Here is a 16,494-nt window from a genome sequence, read left to right on the forward strand (position 1 = left end):
CGGCCGCGCCCTCCAGGCCAGGCTGCGCGAGGCGGTGCGCTCGGGCCGGCTGGCGCCCGGCGCCCGGCTGCCCTCCAGCCGCGAACTCGCCGCCGACCTGGGGGTTTCCCGGGGCCTGGTCACCGAGGCGTACGAGCAGCTGACAGCCGAGGGTTATCTCACCAGCAACCGGGGTTCGGGCACCTGGGTGGGCAGCGCCGTGCGCGACGCCCCGGCGGGCGCACCGCCCGCCGGGGAGGGCGCGGCCGTGCCCGCCGTGGACTTCCGGCCCGGCTCCCCCGACCCGGCGCTGTTCCCGCGTACCGCCTGGGCCGCCGCCCACCGCAGGGCGCTGGCCGGTCTGCCGCACCACGCCCTGGGCTACCCCGATCCGCGCGGGCTGCCCGAACTGCGCTGCGCGGTGGCCGCCCTGCTGACGCGGCGGCGCGGGGTGGCCGCCGATCCCGGGCGGGTGGTGATCTGCTCGGGCGTGGCGCAGGCGATGACGCTCCTGGCCCTCACCCTGAACGAACGCGGGAGGCGGACGGTGGCGGTGGAGGCTCCGGGGAGCTTCGAACACGCGGCGCTGTTCGCGGCGGCCGGGCTGCGCACCGCGCCGGTCGGCATGGACGCGGAGGGACTGCTCCCCGGGGAGCTGGCGGCCTCGGGAGCGCGGACCGCGGTGCTCACCCCGTCCCACCAGTTCCCGTCCGGCATCGCCTACTCGGCGGCGCGCCGCTCGGCGCTGCTGGCCTGGGCCCGCGACGTGGACGGGCTGCTGGTCGAGGACGACTACGACGGCGACTTCCGCTACGACCGGGCGCCCGTCGGCGCGCTCCAGGGACTCGACCCCCGGCGGGTCGCCTACGCCGGGTCGGTCAGCAAGTCCCTCGCGCCGGGGCTCCGGCTGGGCTGGCTGGTGGCGCCGGACGCTCTGGCACGGGAGGTCGTGGAGCGCAAGCGGACCATGGATCTGGGCCATCCGGTGCTGGACCAGGCTCTGCTGGCCGACTTCATCGCCCGCGGCGAGTACGACCGGCAGTTGCGCCGCTGCGGACGCGCCTACCGGCAGCGGCGCGACGCACTGCTGCGGGCCCTGGCGGAGCACATCGGGGACACGGAGGTGACGGGGATCGCCGCGGGGCTCCACGTCATCGCCGCGCTGCCGCACCGGTGCGGCCCGCAGGAGCGTCTCCTGGCACGTGCGGCCCGGGCGGGGGTGGCGGTGCGGCCGCTGTCCGACTACCTGCCGCCGCGCCCGTCGTCCTCGCCACCGCTCCCCGGAGGCGAGGACGGCGGGCGCGTGCGGCTGGTGCTGGGCTACGCGCATCTGACGCCGAACCGGATCGCGCACGGCGTACGGCTGCTGGCCGAGGCGGCCCGGACCCCGTGAAGGGGGAGGACTCGCGAGGAGGAGGGCGGCCGCCCTCCCCGGCCCGTACGCGGTCTCACGCTGCTTCCCCCGGGGGGCCGAACCGCCGTGCGCCCGATGGGTCCGATGGGTCCGGTGGGTCCGGTGGGTCCGCCGACGCGTCAGATCTCCAGCTCCGCCTCGATCCTGCGCAGCTGGTGCCGGGCCATGGCGAGGTTCGCCCGCGTCTTGTCCAGGGCCAGGTAGAGGAAGAGGCCGTTGTTGCCGCGCCCCCTCAGCAGCCGGATCAGGTGGTACTGCCCGCCGAGGGTGATCAGGATGTCCTCGATCTCGTCCTTCAGGCCCAGCATCTCCATGGTGCGTACCTTGGCGCGGACCACGTCGGTGTTGCCGGCGGCGGCGACGTTCAGGTCGAGGTCCTTGCCCCCTCCGACGGTGCCCAGCGCCATGCCGCTGGTGTAGTCGACGAGGGCGGCCCCGAGGGAGCCCTCGATGGCGGTCATCGCTTCCTTGAGGGAGGTTTCGACGTTGGCCATGGCTGTCCACTTCCTTTCCGTGTGCACCGTGGCGCACATTCCGGTCTTCTCTTGACATATCGGGTGACAGCGGGCGGGTTCGCCCGCGGTGTGGGTCCGGGGTGGCCGGGAGGGCGGCCGGGTGGCGCCGGTGGTCTCGACTCGGCTCAGTCGCCCTCCGGCCGTTCGTCCGCGCCCGCGGCCAGGCTGGCGATGCGCGCTCCGGTCCGGCGGGCCTCCAGATGGATCCGGCCCACGTTGGCGCGCGGCTCCGCCAGGACGGCCAGGACTGCGGCGGGTCCCGCCGCGTAGGCCGCGACGTAGCCCTTCTCCCCCCGTACCAGCAGCTCGCGGAAGTGCCCCCGGTCGGCGGTGTCCGCCAGCCGCAGCGCGTCGGCGAGGGCGACGGCGGTGAGCGCCGCCAGGGCGGCGGCCTGCGTTCCGGGGGCGTCCTCGGCGAGCAGGACGCCCCCGGTGCCGACCGCGAGGGCACCGGTCAGATGAGGGACACGGGAACGCAGCACGCGCAGCTCGCGCAGCACCTCCGGGTCGGCCGCGGCCGTCTGCCGCAGTCCGGCGAACTGCTTGAGCGCGCGCCTCACGGCAGGGCTCCGGGGCCGGCGGGAACGGTTCGGTGCATCACAGGCGCGCCTCCAGGGCATCGCGGATCCGGAGCAGCAGGGCGATGTCCGGATCGGCGGACATCTCCGGGGTCCGGGCGGCGGACGCGGGGGACGGGAGCGGAAGGGCCCCTGGCACCGGGGCCGACGAGGCGGACGGGGCCGACGGAGCCCGGGAAGGGCGCGCCGCCGCGGGGGCGGGCGTCCGGATGTGCCCGGCGGCGGCCAGCCGCCGCACGTCGATCAGCACGTGGAAGGCCGGGCGGCCGAGGCGGCGCGCGATGCCGGCGGGGGTGCGCACCCCGTCCGCCAGGTCCAGGACGGCCCGCTGCCTGCGGGTCGGGGCGGGAGAGCCGGCCCCCTGCGCCCGGACCACCGGGGCGGTGTCCACATCCGGGTGCGGCCACAGGTCCTCCAGCAGCCTTCTGCGGCGCAGGACCTCGCGCTGCAGGTCCCCCGCAGGGACGGGACGGACGGGCCCCAGCCAGTGGGAGAGGCCACTGCGGAACCGGGCCGGTCCGCTGCCCGGGGCCAGGGCGAAGAAGGCCGCGTCGTACAGCGCGCCCAGGTGGTAGACCTCCAGCTCGCCCCGGGTCAGCCGGCCGTTGTCGACCAGGAAGCGTGCGACCTGCCGGCGGGCCCCCGCCCGTTCCACGGCCTCCCGCCAGCCCTCGGCGGGGAGCCTGCCGCCGAGGGTGAGCAGCACGTCCAGCCCCGGGGAGACGGGGCTCTCCGCGTGGACCACCTCGCCGTCGCGCAGGTAGAGCGTCCCGTTGCCGCGCAGCAGCGCCCCGGTGGCCCGCCGCGCCGCGAGATGGCCGAGCATCGGGGAGAGGGCGGCCCTCACGCGAGCACCAGCCGCTCGCAGAGGTGGCGCAGGCGGATGCGGGCCAGGGCGAGGTTGCCCTCCTCCCGGTCGAGCCAGAGATGGACGAAGAGGCTGCCGTCGAAGACCTGCTGCCCGACGAAGCGCAGCAGGTGGTAGCCGTCGCGGGTGGTGACGATGAGGTCCTCGACCGGTTCTCCCCCGCCGGACTCCGCCTCCTTCCCCGGCTCCCCGCCGCCGCTCGCGCTCCTGGAACCGCCGGGCCCGGCGAACGCGGTGTGCTCGGCCGCGGTGCGGGCGAGTTCGGCCGTCTCGGCGGCGGTCGTCTCGTGGTCCGCGCACGACGGCTCGCCCACCGCTCCGAGCGCGAGCCCACTGGTCCAGTCGACCACGGCGGCGCCGCGGGCGCCGGGCAGCGTCATGGCCTCGAGCAGGCACTCGTCGATTCCGGGCACGCGCGGCTCCCCTCCTGCTCGACGTGCGGACGCACCCACCGGTGGTGCGGAAGTGACGATGAGATTACGCATCGTGTCACCCGTTCCGGGCACATTTGATCGATTCCGACCGAGGAAGCGGCGTAATGTTCGAGCGGCAAATGAACTTGTCATTTTCACTTCGCTCTCCGCCCGCCTGCCCGGGGCATGTCCCGGCGTCCGCTCCGGCATCCGCTCCGGTGTCCGTCCCGGTGCGGGGTACTGGCGCGGCCGGACACCGCCGCGTTTACCTGGGACAGGTCCGCACGCGGCGGCGCGGTTCCCCTCCGTTCGCCTCGCGGGGCCACCATGACCGGCCGTACGACCCGCTCCGCCCGACGTTCAGGAGGCTGTCCGCCCATGGCACACCAGGAATCACCGGAGCCCGCCGCGCCCGCACGGCGCTCGGTTCTGCGCGGCACGCTGGCGGCCTCGGCTGCGCTGTCCCTGCCGGCCCTGCCGGCCGCCGCGCTGGGACCGGCCGCCGCCCCCGCGCTTGCGCTGTCGGGGCGACCGAGGGCCGGCTGGGGGGTGCAGACCGGGGATGTGACGGCCACGTCCGGCCTGGTGTGGGTGCGCTCGGACCGCCCGGCCCGGATGCTGGTGGAGACCTCCGCCACGGAGTCCTTCCGCAACGCGCGCCGCTGGCACGGTCCCCTGCTGGGGCCGGACACGGACTTCACCGGGACGACGGCGCTGCACGGACTGCCGCCGGGCCGGCAGATCCACTACCGGGTGGTGCTGGCCGACCCCGACGACCCCCGGCGCACCGGCGAGCCGGTCCGCGGCACCTTCCGCACCGCCCCCGCGCGGCGCCGGGACGGGGTGCGCTTCGTGTGGTCGGGCGACCTGGCCGGGCAGGGCTGGGGCATCAACCCCGACCGCGGCGGCTATCCGGTCTTCGACGAGATGGCCCGGCTGGACCCGGACTTCTTCCTGTTCAGCGGCGACACCGTCTACGCCGACGGCCCGCTGGCCGAGACCGTGGCGCTGCCCGGCGGCGGTACGTGGCGCAACGTGGTCACCGAGGAGAAGGCGAAGGTCGCCGAGACCCTCGACGAGTACCGGGGCAACTTCCGCTACAACCTCATGGCCGGGTCGCTGCGGCGCTTCAACGCGCAGGTTCCCTCGATCGTGCAGTGGGACGACCACGAGGTGGTCAACAACTGGTATCCCGGCGAGATCCTCACCGACGCCCGCTACACCGAGCGGCGCGTGGACGTGCTGGCGGCCCGGGCCCGGCGGGCGTTCGGCGAGTACTTCCCCCTGTCCTCGCCGCGGCGCGACCGCGACGGGCGGATCTACCGGGTGGTGCGCCACGGCCCGCTGCTGGACGTCTTCGTGCTGGACATGCGCACGTACCGCAACGCCAATTCCCGGGGCCTTCAGACCTCCGACCCGCAGGGTGTGCTGGGCGCGGAGCAACTGGCCTGGCTCAAGCGGGAACTGGCGCGCTCGCGCGCGGTGTGGAAGGTGATCGCCTCGGACATGCCCCTGGGGCTGGTCGTCTCCGACGGCGCGGACGTCGAGGCGGTGGCGCAGGGGGACCCGGGCGCGCCGCTGGGGCGCGAGCTGCAGATCGCCGAACTGCTGCGGTTCGTCCGCGACCGGCGGATCACCGGCACGGTGTGGCTGACCGCGGACGTGCACCACACCTCGGCCCAGCACTACGACCCGGCGCGGGCCGCGTTCGGGGACTTCGCGCCGTTCTGGGAGTTCGTCACCGGGCCGCTGAACGCCGGGGCCTTCCCGGCGAGCGCGCTGGACGGCACGTTCGGCCCCGAGCGGGTCTTCGTCAAGGCGCCCGAGCGCGGCAACGTCCCGCCGAGCGAGGGCTACCAGTTCTACGGCCAGGTGGACATCGACGGCGACAGCGGCGAGCTGACGGTGCGGCTGCGCGAGGAGGGCGGCGCGGTGCTGTTCACCAAGGTGCTGCGGCCCGGTCTCGTGGGGCAGTAGGCGGCCGGGCGTCCACGGGCCCGGCGCACCACGGTGCGATGCGGCGCAATACGCTGCGCCCATGGACGCGAGCGACGACCGCACGGACGACCCCGCGGCCGGCCTGACGTACGCCGGGGCGGGCGCCACCCGCGAGGACGACCCGTCCGGCTGCCCGCCGGGCTTCGGGCGGCTGCGGGTGCGCACCCGCCTCGGCTCGGGCCGGGAGGTCTTCCTGGCCGCCGGGCGGGCCGTGCTGACCTGGCGGATGCACCGGGCCATGGGCGTGGAGATGGCCACCGCGTCCCCGCGCGCCGAGCCCGGGGTGCGCGTGGTGGTGGGCCTGGGCGCCGGAAGGCTGAGGATCCACGCGCCGTGCCGGGTGGTGTGGACGGCGGACGGCGAGCGGCGGGCGGGCTTCGGCTACGGGACGCTGCCGGGGCATCCGGAGAACGGCGAGGAGGCGTTCGTCGTGGAGCTGGACGACGACGGTTCGGTCTGGCTGGAGGTGCGGGCCTTCAGCCGCCCCGAGGTGTGGTGGGCGCGGGCCGCCGGGCCGCTCGTCCCGCTGTTCCAGCGGCTGTACGCCCGGCGGTGCGGGGCGGTGCTGCGCAGGCTCTCCCGTGCCTCCCGCCGTCCTCGTGCGTGACGGAGCACTCGGCCAGACCGGCGAAACCGGCTAAACCGGCATGGCTCCCAGAAGGCCCTTAACTCGTCGGTCACAAACCGTTCGTGATCGCGCAACACCGGTCGGCGAGAGTGGCCGCATGACCGAATCCCCCGCGTACCGCGCGGACCGCCGCACCGCTCGCCGCGCCCTCCGCAGCAGGACCCGCGGCCCGCACCACTGGCGGCACGACCTGGTCGAACTGGCGGCGCTGTTCACGGCCGTGACCGTGGCCGACAGCATCGCCAAGACGGTGGCGCACGGGCCGGACGGCCCGGTGCTGCTGGTCCTGTCGGCCGCCGCCCTGCTGGCCACGGCCGGAATCCACACCTGGTGGGCGCGGCGCCGCCACCACCCGCCGCCCGATCCCGGCGGTGGCCCGGCGGGCGGGGCGGATTCCACCGCATCCGCGGCTTCCGCCTCCGCCTCCACCACGGTCGCCTCGCAGGAGCCGCCGGTGCTGTGGCGGCTGCGCACCACCGTGCGCGAGGAGCCCGGATCGCTCGCCGCGCTGTGCACCGTCCTGGCGGAGCTGCGGGTGGACGTCATCGGGCTCCAGACGCATCCGCTGGGCGAGGTGACGGTGGACGAGTTCCTGCTGCGGGCGCCCCGCGCGCTGGAGGCCGCCGGACTGGGCCGGGCGGTGGCCTCTGCGGGCGGACGGGACACCTGGCTGGAGCGGGCCGACGCGCACGATCTGGTGGACACCCCCACCCGGGTGCTGGGCCTGGCCACCCGTACCGCACTGGACAGCGCCGAACTCCCGCTCGCACTGCGCCAGTTGCTCGGCCGCTGCACGATCCGTTCGGTGCCCTCCCGGACGGTGGGCGGGCAGCCGGGAGGGGGGCGGTACGAGGAGGAGACCCCCGAGGACGGTGTGCTGGAGGGGACGGTGATCCGGATGCGCGATCCGCGCGGCGGGACGATCGTCGTGGAGCGCCCCCACCTGCCCTTCACCCCGACCGAGTTCGCCCGGGCCCGTGCCCTGGTCGAGCTGGACGCACGGCTGGACGCCCAGCCGGACTCCCGCCCGCCCGGGGCCGCCGGATCCGGCGCCGGCAAGGGGCCGGCGGGCCGGGTGCCGCGCCTCCGTGAGACGCTCACGCTCCCGGAGGGGAACGAGATCACCGTACGGCGGGCGGACACCTCCGACCTGGAGGCCGCGCGCGCGATGCACCGGCGCTGTTCGGCGCGCACCCTGGCCGCGCGCTACCACGGTCCGGTCAGGGACGCCGACCGCTATCTGGACCACCTGCTCAGCCCCCGCTTCGGCCGCACCCTGGCGGCCGAGACGGCCTCGGGGAAGCTGGTGGCGCTCGGCCATCTGATGTGGGACGGCGACGAGACGGAGGTGGCCCTCCTCGTCGAGGACGTCTGGCAGCGCCGCGGCATCGGCGCCGAACTGCTGCGCCGTCTGGTGGCGATGGCCGCCGAGGCGCGGTGCGAGAGCGTCTACGCCGTGACGCAGTCGCACAACACCGGCATGGTGGCGGCCATGCGCGGCCTGGGGCTGCCGCTGGACTACCAGGTCGAGGAGGGCACCCTGGTGATCACCGCCCGGCTCGTCCCGGTTCCGGCAGCCGTCGAGCCCGGGCCGCGCTGACGCCCACGGTGCCGTTCCCGGTACCCCCGGCGTTCTCGGTGCCGCTCCCGGCCATCCCGGCGCGGCGTTCGGCCCCGCCCCCGGTTCCCCGGACGGAGCCGAGCGCCGCGTCGAGGTCGTTCCACAGGTCCTCGACGTCCTCCAGACCGACCGACATCCGCAGCAGCCTCTCGCCGATCCCGCCGGTGCGGCGGTCGTCCTCGCCGATGATGCGGTGGCTGATGGACCCGGGGTGCTGGATGAGGGTGTCCACGCTGCCGAGGCTGACCGCCGGAGTGATCAGCCGCACCCCCGCGATCACCTCGTGCGGGTCCCCGTGCACCTCGAAGGAGACCATGGCCCCGCCCAGCCGCGGGTAGTGCACCCGGGCGATCCGCGGGTCGCCGGCCAGGCGCCGGGCCAGCTCCGCGGCCGTGGCCGACTGCGCCCGCACCCGCACCGGCAGGGTGGACAGGCCCCGCAGCAGCAGATAGCCGGCGAGCGGGTGGAGCACGCCGCCGGTGGCGAAGCGCACCTTCCGCAGTTCGCGCGCCGTCTCCTCGTCGCAGGCCACGACGCCGCCGAGGACGTCGCCGTGCCCGCCCAGGTACTTGGTGGCGCTGTGCAGCACGATGCGGGCGCCGTGCTCGACGGGCCGCTGCAGTACGGGGGTGGCGAAGGTGTTGTCGACCAGCAGCGGCACGGAGCCGCAGGAGTGCGCCACGGCCCTCAGGTCGATTTCGGCCAGGGTGGGGTTGGCCGGTGTCTCCACCATCACCAGGCCGGTGTCCGGGCGTATGGCGTCGGCGATGCCGGCCGGGTCGGTCCAGGTGACCTCGGTGCCCAGCAGCCCGGCGGTGAGCAGGTGGTCGCTGCAGCCGTACAGCGGCCGGACCGCGACGACGTGCCTCAGCCCCTGGGCGGCACGGGCCAGGAGCACCGCGGTCAGGGCCGCCATGCCGCTGGCGAAGGCGACGCCCGCCTCGGCGCCCTCCAGCCGGGCCAGGGCCGTCTCGAAGCGCGCCACGGTGGGGTTGCCGAGCCGGGCGTAGACCGGCGGGCCCTCCAGTTCGGCGCCGGTGGCGGCGAACTCGTCCAGCCGGGCGGCCTCGGCCCGGCTGTCGCGGGAGGGGTAGGTGGTGGACAGGTCCAGGGGGGCGGCGTGCAGGCCGAGGGCGGCGAGGTCCTCGCGTCCGGCGTGCACGGCCTCGGTGGCCAGCGTTCGGGTGGCGGCCGGCGGTGTCGTGTCCATGCTGTCCTGGTGGGTCATGCCGCGATGCTGAACAACTACCGGCGTGTAGCGGAAAACAGCCGTGCTATGTTCGGTGAATGTCCGATTCAGTCGTTCTGGACCCGGTCGATCTGGAGATTCTGCGCCTTCTGCAGAACGACGCCCGGACCACCTACCGCGATCTCGCGGCCGCCGTCGGCGTGGCCCCCTCGACCTGCCTGGACCGGGTGGCGCGGCTGCGTCGCGGCGGGGTGATCCTCGGCCATGCGCTACGACTGGATCCGGCCAAACTCGGAAGGCCTCTGGAGGCCTTCCTCTCGGTACAGGTCAGGCCGCACAGAAGGGAGTTGATCGGACCGTTCGTGGAGCGCGTCCGCGCGCTGCCGGAGTCGCGGGCGCTGTTCCACCTGACCGGTCCCGACGACTACCTCGTCCATGTCGCGGTCGCCGGGACCGCCGACCTCCAGCGGCTGGTGCTGGACGAGTTCACCTCGCGCCGGGAGGTCGCCCGGGTCGAGACGCGGCTGATCTTCCAGCAGTGGACGTGCGGGCCGCTGCTGCCGTCCGAGCGGCAGGGCTGAACGGGGCGACCCGGCGGCCGGCCCGGTCCCGCGATGGCGGAAGCCGTCTCCCCCCGCGGCAATCCCATGGCCCGGCGTGCGCCGCCGTACCAGGATGAGGCCCATGTCCGATGCAACGAACACCTCATCCGGGACCGCGCACGGCACCGCGCCCCTGCCCCGCCAGGTCGCCGACGCCTATGTCGACGACCTGGTCGCACTCGATCCGGTCCTCGGCACCTACCTCGGCCTCCCCGGCGGTCCGCGGGAGCTGCCCGACTTCTCCCCCGAGGGCCAGGAGGCCGTGGCCGTCCTGGGCCGGACCGCCCTGGAGCGGCTCGCCGAGGCCGAGCGGCGGCCCGGCGGGGACGGCGACGCCGAACGGCGCTGCGCGCGCCTGCTGCGCGAGCGGCTGACCGCGGAACTCGCCGTGCACGAGGCGGGCGAGGGGCTGCGCGCCGTCAGCAACCTCCACTCCCCGGTGCACTCGGTGCGCGGCGTGTTCACGCTCATGCCGACCGCGGCCGACGAGGACTGGGCGGCCGTCGCCCGGCGGATGACGGCCGTGCCGACGGCCCTGGAGGGCTACCGCGCCTCGCTGGCCAAGGGCCTGGCCGGCGGGCTTCCGGCCGGTCCGCGCCAGGTGGACACCGTGATCGGGCAGCTCGGCGAGTGGCTGGGCGCGGAGGGCGGCCGGAGCTGGTTCGCCTCCTTCGCCGCCGGCGGTCCCGAGTCCCTGCGCGCCGAGCTGGACAGGGGCGCGGCCGCGGCCGCCGGCGCGGTGGCCGGTCTGCGCGACTGGCTGCGCGACACCTACGCCCCGGCCGTCCACGGCGCGCCGGACACCGTGGGCCGCGAGCGGTACCGGCGCTGGGCGCGCTACTGGAACGGCACCGATCTGGACCTGGCGGAGGCCTACTCCTACGGCTGGGAGGAGTACCACCGCATCCACGCCGAGATGCGCTCTGAGGCCGCCAAGGTCCTGCCGGGCGCCGCGACCCCCTGGGAGGCGCTGCGCCACCTCGACACGCACGGCCGGGCGATCGAGGGCGTGGAGGAGACCAGGGTGTGGCTCCAGGAGCTGATGGACGAGGCGATCGAGAAGCTGGACGGCACGCACTTCGACCTGGCCGGACCGGTCCGGCGCGTGGAGTCCATGATCGCCCCGCCGGGCAGCGCCGCCGCGCCGTACTACACCGAGCCGTCGCTGGACTTCTCCCGGCCCGGCCGCACCTGGCTGCCGGCGATGGGACGCACCCGCTTCCCCCTCTACGAACTGGTCACCACCTGGTACCACGAGGGCGTCCCCGGCCACCACCTCCAGCTCGCCCAGTGGACGTACGTCGCCGACCGGCTCTCGCGCTACCAGACGTCGGTGGGGATGGTCAGCGCCAACGCCGAGGGCTGGGCGCTGTACGCGGAGCGGCTGATGGACGAACTCGGCTTCCTGCACGACGCCGAGCTGCGGCTGGGCTATCTGGACGCGCAGATGATGCGCTCAGTGCGGGTCATCGTGGACATCGGCATGCACCTGGGGCTGGAGATCCCGGACCACTCCCCCTTCCACCCCGGCGAGCGGTGGACACCGCACCTGGCCCAGGAGTTCTTCGGCATGCACAGCGGCCTGCCCGCCGACCACGTCGAGAGCGAACTGGTGCGCTACCTGGGCATGCCCGGCCAGGCCATCGGCTACAAGCTGGGCGAACGCGCCTGGCTGAAGGGGCGCGAGGCCGCCCGTACGGCGCACGGCGACGCCTTCGACGCCAGGAGGTGGCACATGGACGCGCTGTCCCTGGGCTCGCTGGGCCTGGACGACCTGGTGGTGGAGCTCTCCGCGCTCTGAGCCGCGCTGCGAGCCGCGCTCCGGGCCGCACTGCGAGCCGCACTCGGAGCGCGGTACGCCCCTCCGCGGGGCGCGCGGACATCCACCGCGCGCCCCGCGGCGGCCGGTGAACGGCGGCCGGCCGCCACCCCTCATCCCGCCATCATGCGCACGCCACCGCGCTGTCACGCTCTCGACACGTTGCCGGCGTACAGAGCGGCTTTGCGCAAAGCGCCGCCGGCCCGCTCCGGACGCCGTTCCGGCGCTCCGGTCCGACTCCATATCAGATGATCGCCCACAGGGCCACAGCCTGGCCATTTCCCCTCCCCCTCGCGGGCCCGGGCCCTACGCTGTCGTCGCACGCGACCCGCGGTTACCCCGGTCGGCACCACCCGACGGTTTGACCGTTTCTTCCCGCAACGACGCGTCCGCGAGGAAAGTTGATGACCGATATAACGACCGTGGCGAGTCTGTTCGGTTCGGGGCTGGCCATGGCCCTCACGCCGGTGGCGGTACGCCAGGCTCGTCTGATCCGCGGGCTGCGGGCGCAACTGTCCGAAGCCCGCTCCGGCAGCCGGGCGCGGGACGCCGAGCTGGCCCGGCTGGCCGGGGTGAGTCTGCCGGCGACCGTCCAGGCCGTCAGCGACCGGCAGCCGGTGCCGGAACTCCCGCCGGTCTCCGCGGAACTGGCCGGGACGCCGTTCGCCCGCCACCTCGGCGACCTCCAGGGCCAGCTCGTACGCGCCCTGACCGACGCCGAGGGCCGCACCGCTCAGATGACCCAGGCGACGCTGCTGTCCGTGGCCCGCACCCTCCAGGCACTGGCCAACAAGCAGCAGATGGCCGTCACCGACATGCTCCGCAAGCACGACTCGCCCGAGGTGCTGGGTGATCTGCAGGTGGTCGACCACGCCACCGCCCAGATCCTGCGCCGCGCCCAGGCGATCACCGTGGTGTGCGGCTCGTACCCGGGCCGGCAGCACAACGCCACCCCGCTCAGCGACGTGGTGCGGGGCGCGGTCAGCCGCATCCTGGACTTCCGGCGCGTCAGGATCTTCCACGACGAGGGGGACCGCGCCGTCGTGGGGCGGGCCGTGGAGGGCCTGGTGCTCGCGCTCGCCGAACTGCTGGAGAACGCCACCCGCTACTCGCACCCGGACACCCAGGTGCTGGTGCAGTTCGAACGCGCGCACAACGGGCTGTCCGTCATCGTGGACGACAAGGGCGTGGGCCTCCAGCCCGGCGAGCGGGAGCGGGCCCAGCACCTGCTGTCGGGGCAGGAGGCCGTCAGCGTCACCCGGCTCGGCGACCCCCCGAAGTTCGGTTTCGCCGTGATCGGCATGCTGAGCAGCAGGTACGGGTTCGAGGTGTCGGTGACCAAGTCCCCCTACAGCGGTGTGCGGGCCGTGGCCTTCCTGCCCAGCCCGCTGCTCACCGACCCCGACTCGCCCCCGGACCGGCCGGCGGCCTCGCTGGGCCCCTCCGGCTCCCTGCCCGGGGACGCCGGCGCCTCCTCCGCCGCGGACGCAACGGCCGCCGTTTCGTCCGCCGGAACGGCGACCGGGGCACCGGCTGGGCCCGCGGCCGGGGCGGCCGGGGCGGAGGGAGCGCGGTGATCCGGCGTTTCGCGGCGCTCGCCGTACTGGCCGCGGTGTGCGCCGCGGTGGAGCTGGTGGCCGGACGCGGCATGTCCCCGGGCACGGTCTGGGACGTCCTGGGCGGCGGCGGTGACACGACCGAGCGCCACATCCTCCTGCAACTGCGCCTGCCCAGGCTGCTGGTGGCCCTCTGCGCGGGCGCGAGCCTCGCGGTGGCGGGGCTGGTCCTGCAGTCCGCGCTGCGCAACCCCCTGGCCGGGCCCGAGGTGACGGGCGTGACACCCGGAGCGGTGCTCGGGGCCGTCACCGCGACGGCCCTGGGGCTGGCGGGGTGGGACTCCCCGCTGGCCGTCGTCCTGGCCGCGTGCGCGGGCGGATGCGGCGGAGCGGCGCTGCTGTGGCTGCTGGCCGGCCGCGGCCGCGGCGACCCGGCGCAGACCGCCGTGCACGGGGTGCTGGTCTCCGCGGTGCTCGGCGGGCTCACGGCCATGGTGCTCCTGGTGGAGCCGGGCGAGCTCGGCAGCGTCGTGCAGTGGCTGGTGGGGACCACGGAGGGCCGGGTGTGGCAGCACTGGCACCTGCTGTGGCCGTGGGCGCTGGCCTGGGGGACGGCGGCCTGGCTGCTGACCGGGCCGCTGACCCTGCTGCGCTGCGGGGACGACATCGCCCTGGCCGCAGGCCTCTCCGCCCGGGGGGCCCGGACCCTGGCCCTGCTGTGCGCGGTGGCGCTGACCGCGGGCGCGGTGGCCGCCGTCGGGGCGCTGGGCTTCGTGGGGCTGCTGGTCCCGCATCTGGCGGTGGCCCTCTTCGGCGCCGATCTGCGGGTGAGCCTGCCCGGCGCCGCCGCGGTGGGCGCGGTCGTGGTGTGCGGGGCGGACGCGGCGGCGCAACTGTCCTCGCGGCTGCTGGCGGCGGCGCTGGAGGCCGGGCGGCTCACGCTGCCGGTCGGGGCGCTCACCGCCTGCCTGGGCGCCGCACTGCTGCTGGTCGTCGTGCGCCGCACGCCGGGCCGTACGTTCTGAAGTCGATGTGAGGACAGAGGCATGACCGACTCCGTGGGGATCCGTATCGAGGGGGTCCGTTTCGGATATCCGGCGCGGCCCGTGCTGCGGGGCGTGGACCTGACCGTCCGGCCGGGCGAGCTGACCGCCCTCGTCGGCCTCAACGGCTGCGGCAAGTCGACCCTGCTGCGGCTGGCCGCCGGGCTGCTGCGGCCGGACGAGGGACGCGTGCTGCTCGGCGGGGACGACCTCGCCCGGCTGTCCCGGCGCGCCACGGCCCGGAGGGTGGCGCTGCTGCACCAGTCCGCGCCCGCCGTGCCGGGGATGACGGTGCGCCACCTGGTGCGGCAGGGGCGGTACGCGGCCCGTGGCCCGCTGGGCATGCTGCGCGAGGGCGACGACCCCGTGGTGCGCCGGGCGCTGCGTGACGTCGGCGTGGAGGGGTGGGCCGACCGCGACGTCGACGCGCTGTCGGGGGGCGAGCGGCAGCGGGTGCGGCTGGCGATGGCGCTGGCCCAGGACACCCGCGTCCTGCTGCTGGACGAGCCGACCACCTATCTGGACCTGCACCACCAGCTCGACGTGCTGCGGACGGTGGTCCGGCTGCGCGAGGAACGCGGGCTCACCGTGGTGATGGTGCTGCACGACCTGGCCCACGCCGCCCGGTTCGCCGAGCGGATCGTCGCGCTGCGGGACGGCCGCGTGGTGGCCGACGGTGCGCCGGGGGACGTGGTCACGCCGGGGTTGCTGGCGGATGTGCTGAGGGTGGCAGGCCGGGTCGGCCGGGACCCCGAGGGGGGATGGCCGGTGTGTTACCCAGATCACCCTCTTCCGTCTATAGATTATGAAAATCATATTCACTAGAGTGTGGGCGCGGCGCTCAGTCGAACGCCGTATCTCCCTTACGAACAAGGAGAGTTCATGGACAACGAGCAGGTCTTCGCGCCGATCGCCGACCCGGGCCAGCTGGCCCACGACTCGGCCTCCCACTCCAACGCGCTCGTCGAGAACCCCTTCGAGGACACCGAGGAGTAAGCGGGGCCCCACCCCGAACGTGGGTCCGCCCGGCGCCGTCCGGGCGGGCCCACGCCCGTCGCAGGCCCCGCCGTCAGCCGGCCTCCAGTCCGTCGTCAGCCAGCCCGCAGGAGAATCGCCGTGTCCCGCAGTCAGCTCGCACCCGGTGTCGAGGTCGTCGCCGTGCCCGGGCGAGGCCTCGCCGTCCGCACCCCCGAGGGGGAGTTCCTCAGCGTCAGGACACGGGGCGCGGACGAGGAGGCCCTGCTCTCCCTGCTCTCCGGCGCCGCCGGAGCCCCGGCGGACGAGGAACTGGGCCGCGTCATCAGGGCGTTCGAGGAGGCCGGCTATCTGGCGGACGGCCCGCCGAGCCCGAAGTGGCCCGCCGCCCGCCGGAACGTCCGCCTGCTGGGCGACCCGGTGCTGACCGAACCGCTCGCCGCGCAGCTGACCGCCCTGGGCGCCCGGCCGCGCACCGGTCCGGCGACCGCTCCCGGCGCGTCGCCGGGTGGCCTGGAGAACCTGCTCCGCGAAGACCCCGCCGCCGTCGTGTGGTGCCTGGACGGCCCCGTGCCCGACGGGCTGTGGGACGCCGCGGACCGGCTGCCCGCGCACGGCGTCGCCTGGCTGCGCTGCCACCGCGAGGGCCGGCAGGCATACGTCGAGCCGCTCGCAGCCGCTCCCGGAGACGTCACCTCGGCCCACGTCAGGGCCCGCCGGCTCGCCGCCACCCCCGCCCACCGGGAGCTGGCCGCCTACTGGAGCGGACCCCGCACCCGCGGCGCGCCGGCCGGCCCCACCCCTCCCGCCGCCACCCTGCTCGCGGCACTGCTCGCCGACGACCTGCTGCGGTGGGCCGCCGACGCCCCCGAAGAGGCCGGCCTCCCGGCACGGCGCCGGCTCAGGTGCGTGGACCTGCGCACCCTGACGGTCACAGAGCACCCCGTCCTCCCCGTGCCCGCGGTCGCCCCGATGCCGGAGACAGCCCCGGTGCCGGGGAGGAACGGGTGACACCGCCCGGTGCCACCGTCGAGGGGCTGGCCACCGACGTCCGCCTCCCCGCGGGCCGCGGCCCCTTCCCCGCCATACTCCTGCGCACCCCCTACGACCGCCTGCGGCACCGGGCCGAGGCGAGCGGCTGGGCCCGCCGCGGGTTCGCCGCCGTCGTCCAGGACGTACGCGGCCGGTTCGCGTCGCCGGGGCGGTGGCGCCCGTACGAGGGCGAGGCAGCCGACGGGGCGGCCGCCGCCCGCTGGATCCGGCGGCAGCCGTGGAGCGACGGCCGGCTGGTGGCCG

At 75.3% G+C, this 16,494-nt stretch carries 17 protein-coding genes; 12 read left to right on the forward strand and 5 right to left on the reverse strand.

Annotated elements, in window-relative coordinates:
• On the forward strand, positions 1-1,372 hold a 1,372-nt coding region (gene pdxR / locus ACLIYP_RS24135; RefSeq protein ID WP_412715217.1), incomplete at its 5' end, for a MocR-like pyridoxine biosynthesis transcription factor PdxR.
• A 140-nt stretch (positions 1,373-1,512) separates the two neighbouring features.
• Here the strand turns inward: pdxR and ACLIYP_RS24140 are convergent.
• The 4 genes from ACLIYP_RS24140 to ACLIYP_RS24155 all read right to left on the reverse strand — a co-directional run bounded on the left by ACLIYP_RS24140 (position 1,513) and on the right by ACLIYP_RS24155 (position 3,767).
• Positions 1,513-1,887, reverse strand: coding sequence for a hypothetical protein (locus ACLIYP_RS24140; RefSeq protein WP_093658362.1), 375 nt, complete (start codon positions 1,885-1,887; stop codon positions 1,513-1,515).
• A 146-nt stretch (positions 1,888-2,033) separates the two neighbouring features.
• Positions 2,034-2,468 (reverse strand): roadblock/LC7 domain-containing protein, encoded by a 435-nt coding sequence (locus tag ACLIYP_RS24145; protein ID WP_412715218.1) that lies wholly within the window; start codon positions 2,466-2,468, stop codon positions 2,034-2,036.
• A gap of 37 nt (positions 2,469-2,505) precedes the next feature.
• A complete protein-coding gene (locus ACLIYP_RS24150; RefSeq protein ID WP_412715231.1) occupies positions 2,506-3,312 on the reverse strand; it encodes a transcriptional regulator in 807 nt (268 codons plus the stop codon).
• Between the two features lie 17 nt (positions 3,313-3,329).
• Positions 3,330-3,767, reverse strand: coding sequence for a roadblock/LC7 domain-containing protein (locus tag ACLIYP_RS24155; protein WP_412715219.1), 438 nt, complete (start codon positions 3,765-3,767; stop codon positions 3,330-3,332).
• A gap of 378 nt (positions 3,768-4,145) precedes the next feature.
• Between ACLIYP_RS24155 and ACLIYP_RS24160 the strand changes: the two genes are divergently transcribed.
• The 3 genes from ACLIYP_RS24160 (at position 4,146) to ACLIYP_RS24170 (ending at position 7,993) form a co-directional block, all read left to right on the forward strand.
• Complete coding sequence (locus tag ACLIYP_RS24160) at positions 4,146-5,744, forward strand: alkaline phosphatase D family protein (protein ID WP_412715220.1); 1,599 nt, start codon at positions 4,146-4,148, stop codon at positions 5,742-5,744.
• 61 nt (positions 5,745-5,805) lie between these two features.
• Entirely contained in the window at positions 5,806-6,372 is a 567-nt protein-coding gene (locus ACLIYP_RS24165) for a DUF1990 family protein (protein WP_412715221.1), read from the forward strand.
• 118 nt (positions 6,373-6,490) lie between these two features.
• On the forward strand, positions 6,491-7,993 hold the full coding sequence (locus tag ACLIYP_RS24170) for a GNAT family N-acetyltransferase (RefSeq protein WP_412715222.1): 1,503 nt from the start codon (positions 6,491-6,493) through the stop codon (positions 7,991-7,993).
• Here ACLIYP_RS24170 and ACLIYP_RS24175 read toward each other — a convergent pair.
• Entirely contained in the window at positions 7,941-9,242 is a 1,302-nt protein-coding gene (locus tag ACLIYP_RS24175) for a trans-sulfuration enzyme family protein (protein ID WP_412715223.1), read from the reverse strand. The two genes, ACLIYP_RS24170 and ACLIYP_RS24175, sit on opposite strands and share 53 nt — an antisense overlap.
• A 59-nt stretch (positions 9,243-9,301) precedes the next feature.
• Between ACLIYP_RS24175 and ACLIYP_RS24180 the strand changes: the two genes are divergently transcribed.
• The 8 genes from ACLIYP_RS24180 to ACLIYP_RS24215 form a co-directional block, all read left to right on the forward strand.
• Positions 9,302-9,784 (forward strand): Lrp/AsnC family transcriptional regulator, encoded by a 483-nt coding sequence (locus tag ACLIYP_RS24180; RefSeq protein ID WP_412715224.1) that lies wholly within the window; start codon positions 9,302-9,304, stop codon positions 9,782-9,784.
• 103 nt (positions 9,785-9,887) lie between these two features.
• Positions 9,888-11,606 carry a DUF885 domain-containing protein gene (locus ACLIYP_RS24185; RefSeq protein WP_412715225.1) on the forward strand — a complete coding sequence of 573 codons (1,719 nt, stop codon included), beginning with the start codon at positions 9,888-9,890 and terminating at the stop codon, positions 11,604-11,606.
• A 422-nt stretch (positions 11,607-12,028) separates the two neighbouring features.
• On the forward strand, positions 12,029-13,201 hold the full coding sequence (locus tag ACLIYP_RS24190; RefSeq protein ID WP_412715226.1) for an ATP-binding protein: 1,173 nt from the start codon (positions 12,029-12,031) through the stop codon (positions 13,199-13,201).
• Entirely contained in the window at positions 13,198-14,205 is a 1,008-nt protein-coding gene (locus ACLIYP_RS24195) for a FecCD family ABC transporter permease (protein WP_412715227.1), read from the forward strand. The genes ACLIYP_RS24190 and ACLIYP_RS24195 overlap by 4 nt, the downstream gene beginning before the upstream one ends.
• A 21-nt stretch (positions 14,206-14,226) precedes the next feature.
• Positions 14,227-15,048: an ABC transporter ATP-binding protein gene (locus tag ACLIYP_RS24200; protein ID WP_412715228.1), complete on the forward strand. Its 822-nt coding sequence runs from the start codon at positions 14,227-14,229 to the stop codon at positions 15,046-15,048.
• 57 nt (positions 15,049-15,105) lie between these two features.
• On the forward strand, positions 15,106-15,219 hold the full coding sequence (gene amiA, locus ACLIYP_RS24205) for a streptamidine family RiPP (protein WP_241270818.1): 114 nt from the start codon (positions 15,106-15,108) through the stop codon (positions 15,217-15,219).
• 120 nt (positions 15,220-15,339) lie between these two features.
• On the forward strand, positions 15,340-16,209 hold the full coding sequence (locus ACLIYP_RS24210) for a hypothetical protein (RefSeq protein WP_412715229.1): 870 nt from the start codon (positions 15,340-15,342) through the stop codon (positions 16,207-16,209).
• Positions 16,206-16,494: CocE/NonD family hydrolase (locus ACLIYP_RS24215; RefSeq protein ID WP_412715230.1), on the forward strand; the 289-nt coding region annotated here is incomplete at its 3' end. The genes ACLIYP_RS24210 and ACLIYP_RS24215, both read left to right, overlap by 4 nt.

The organism is Streptomyces nanhaiensis (genome assembly GCF_046614825.1).
GTDB lineage: Bacteria > Actinomycetota > Actinomycetes > Streptomycetales > Streptomycetaceae > Streptomyces > Streptomyces radiopugnans.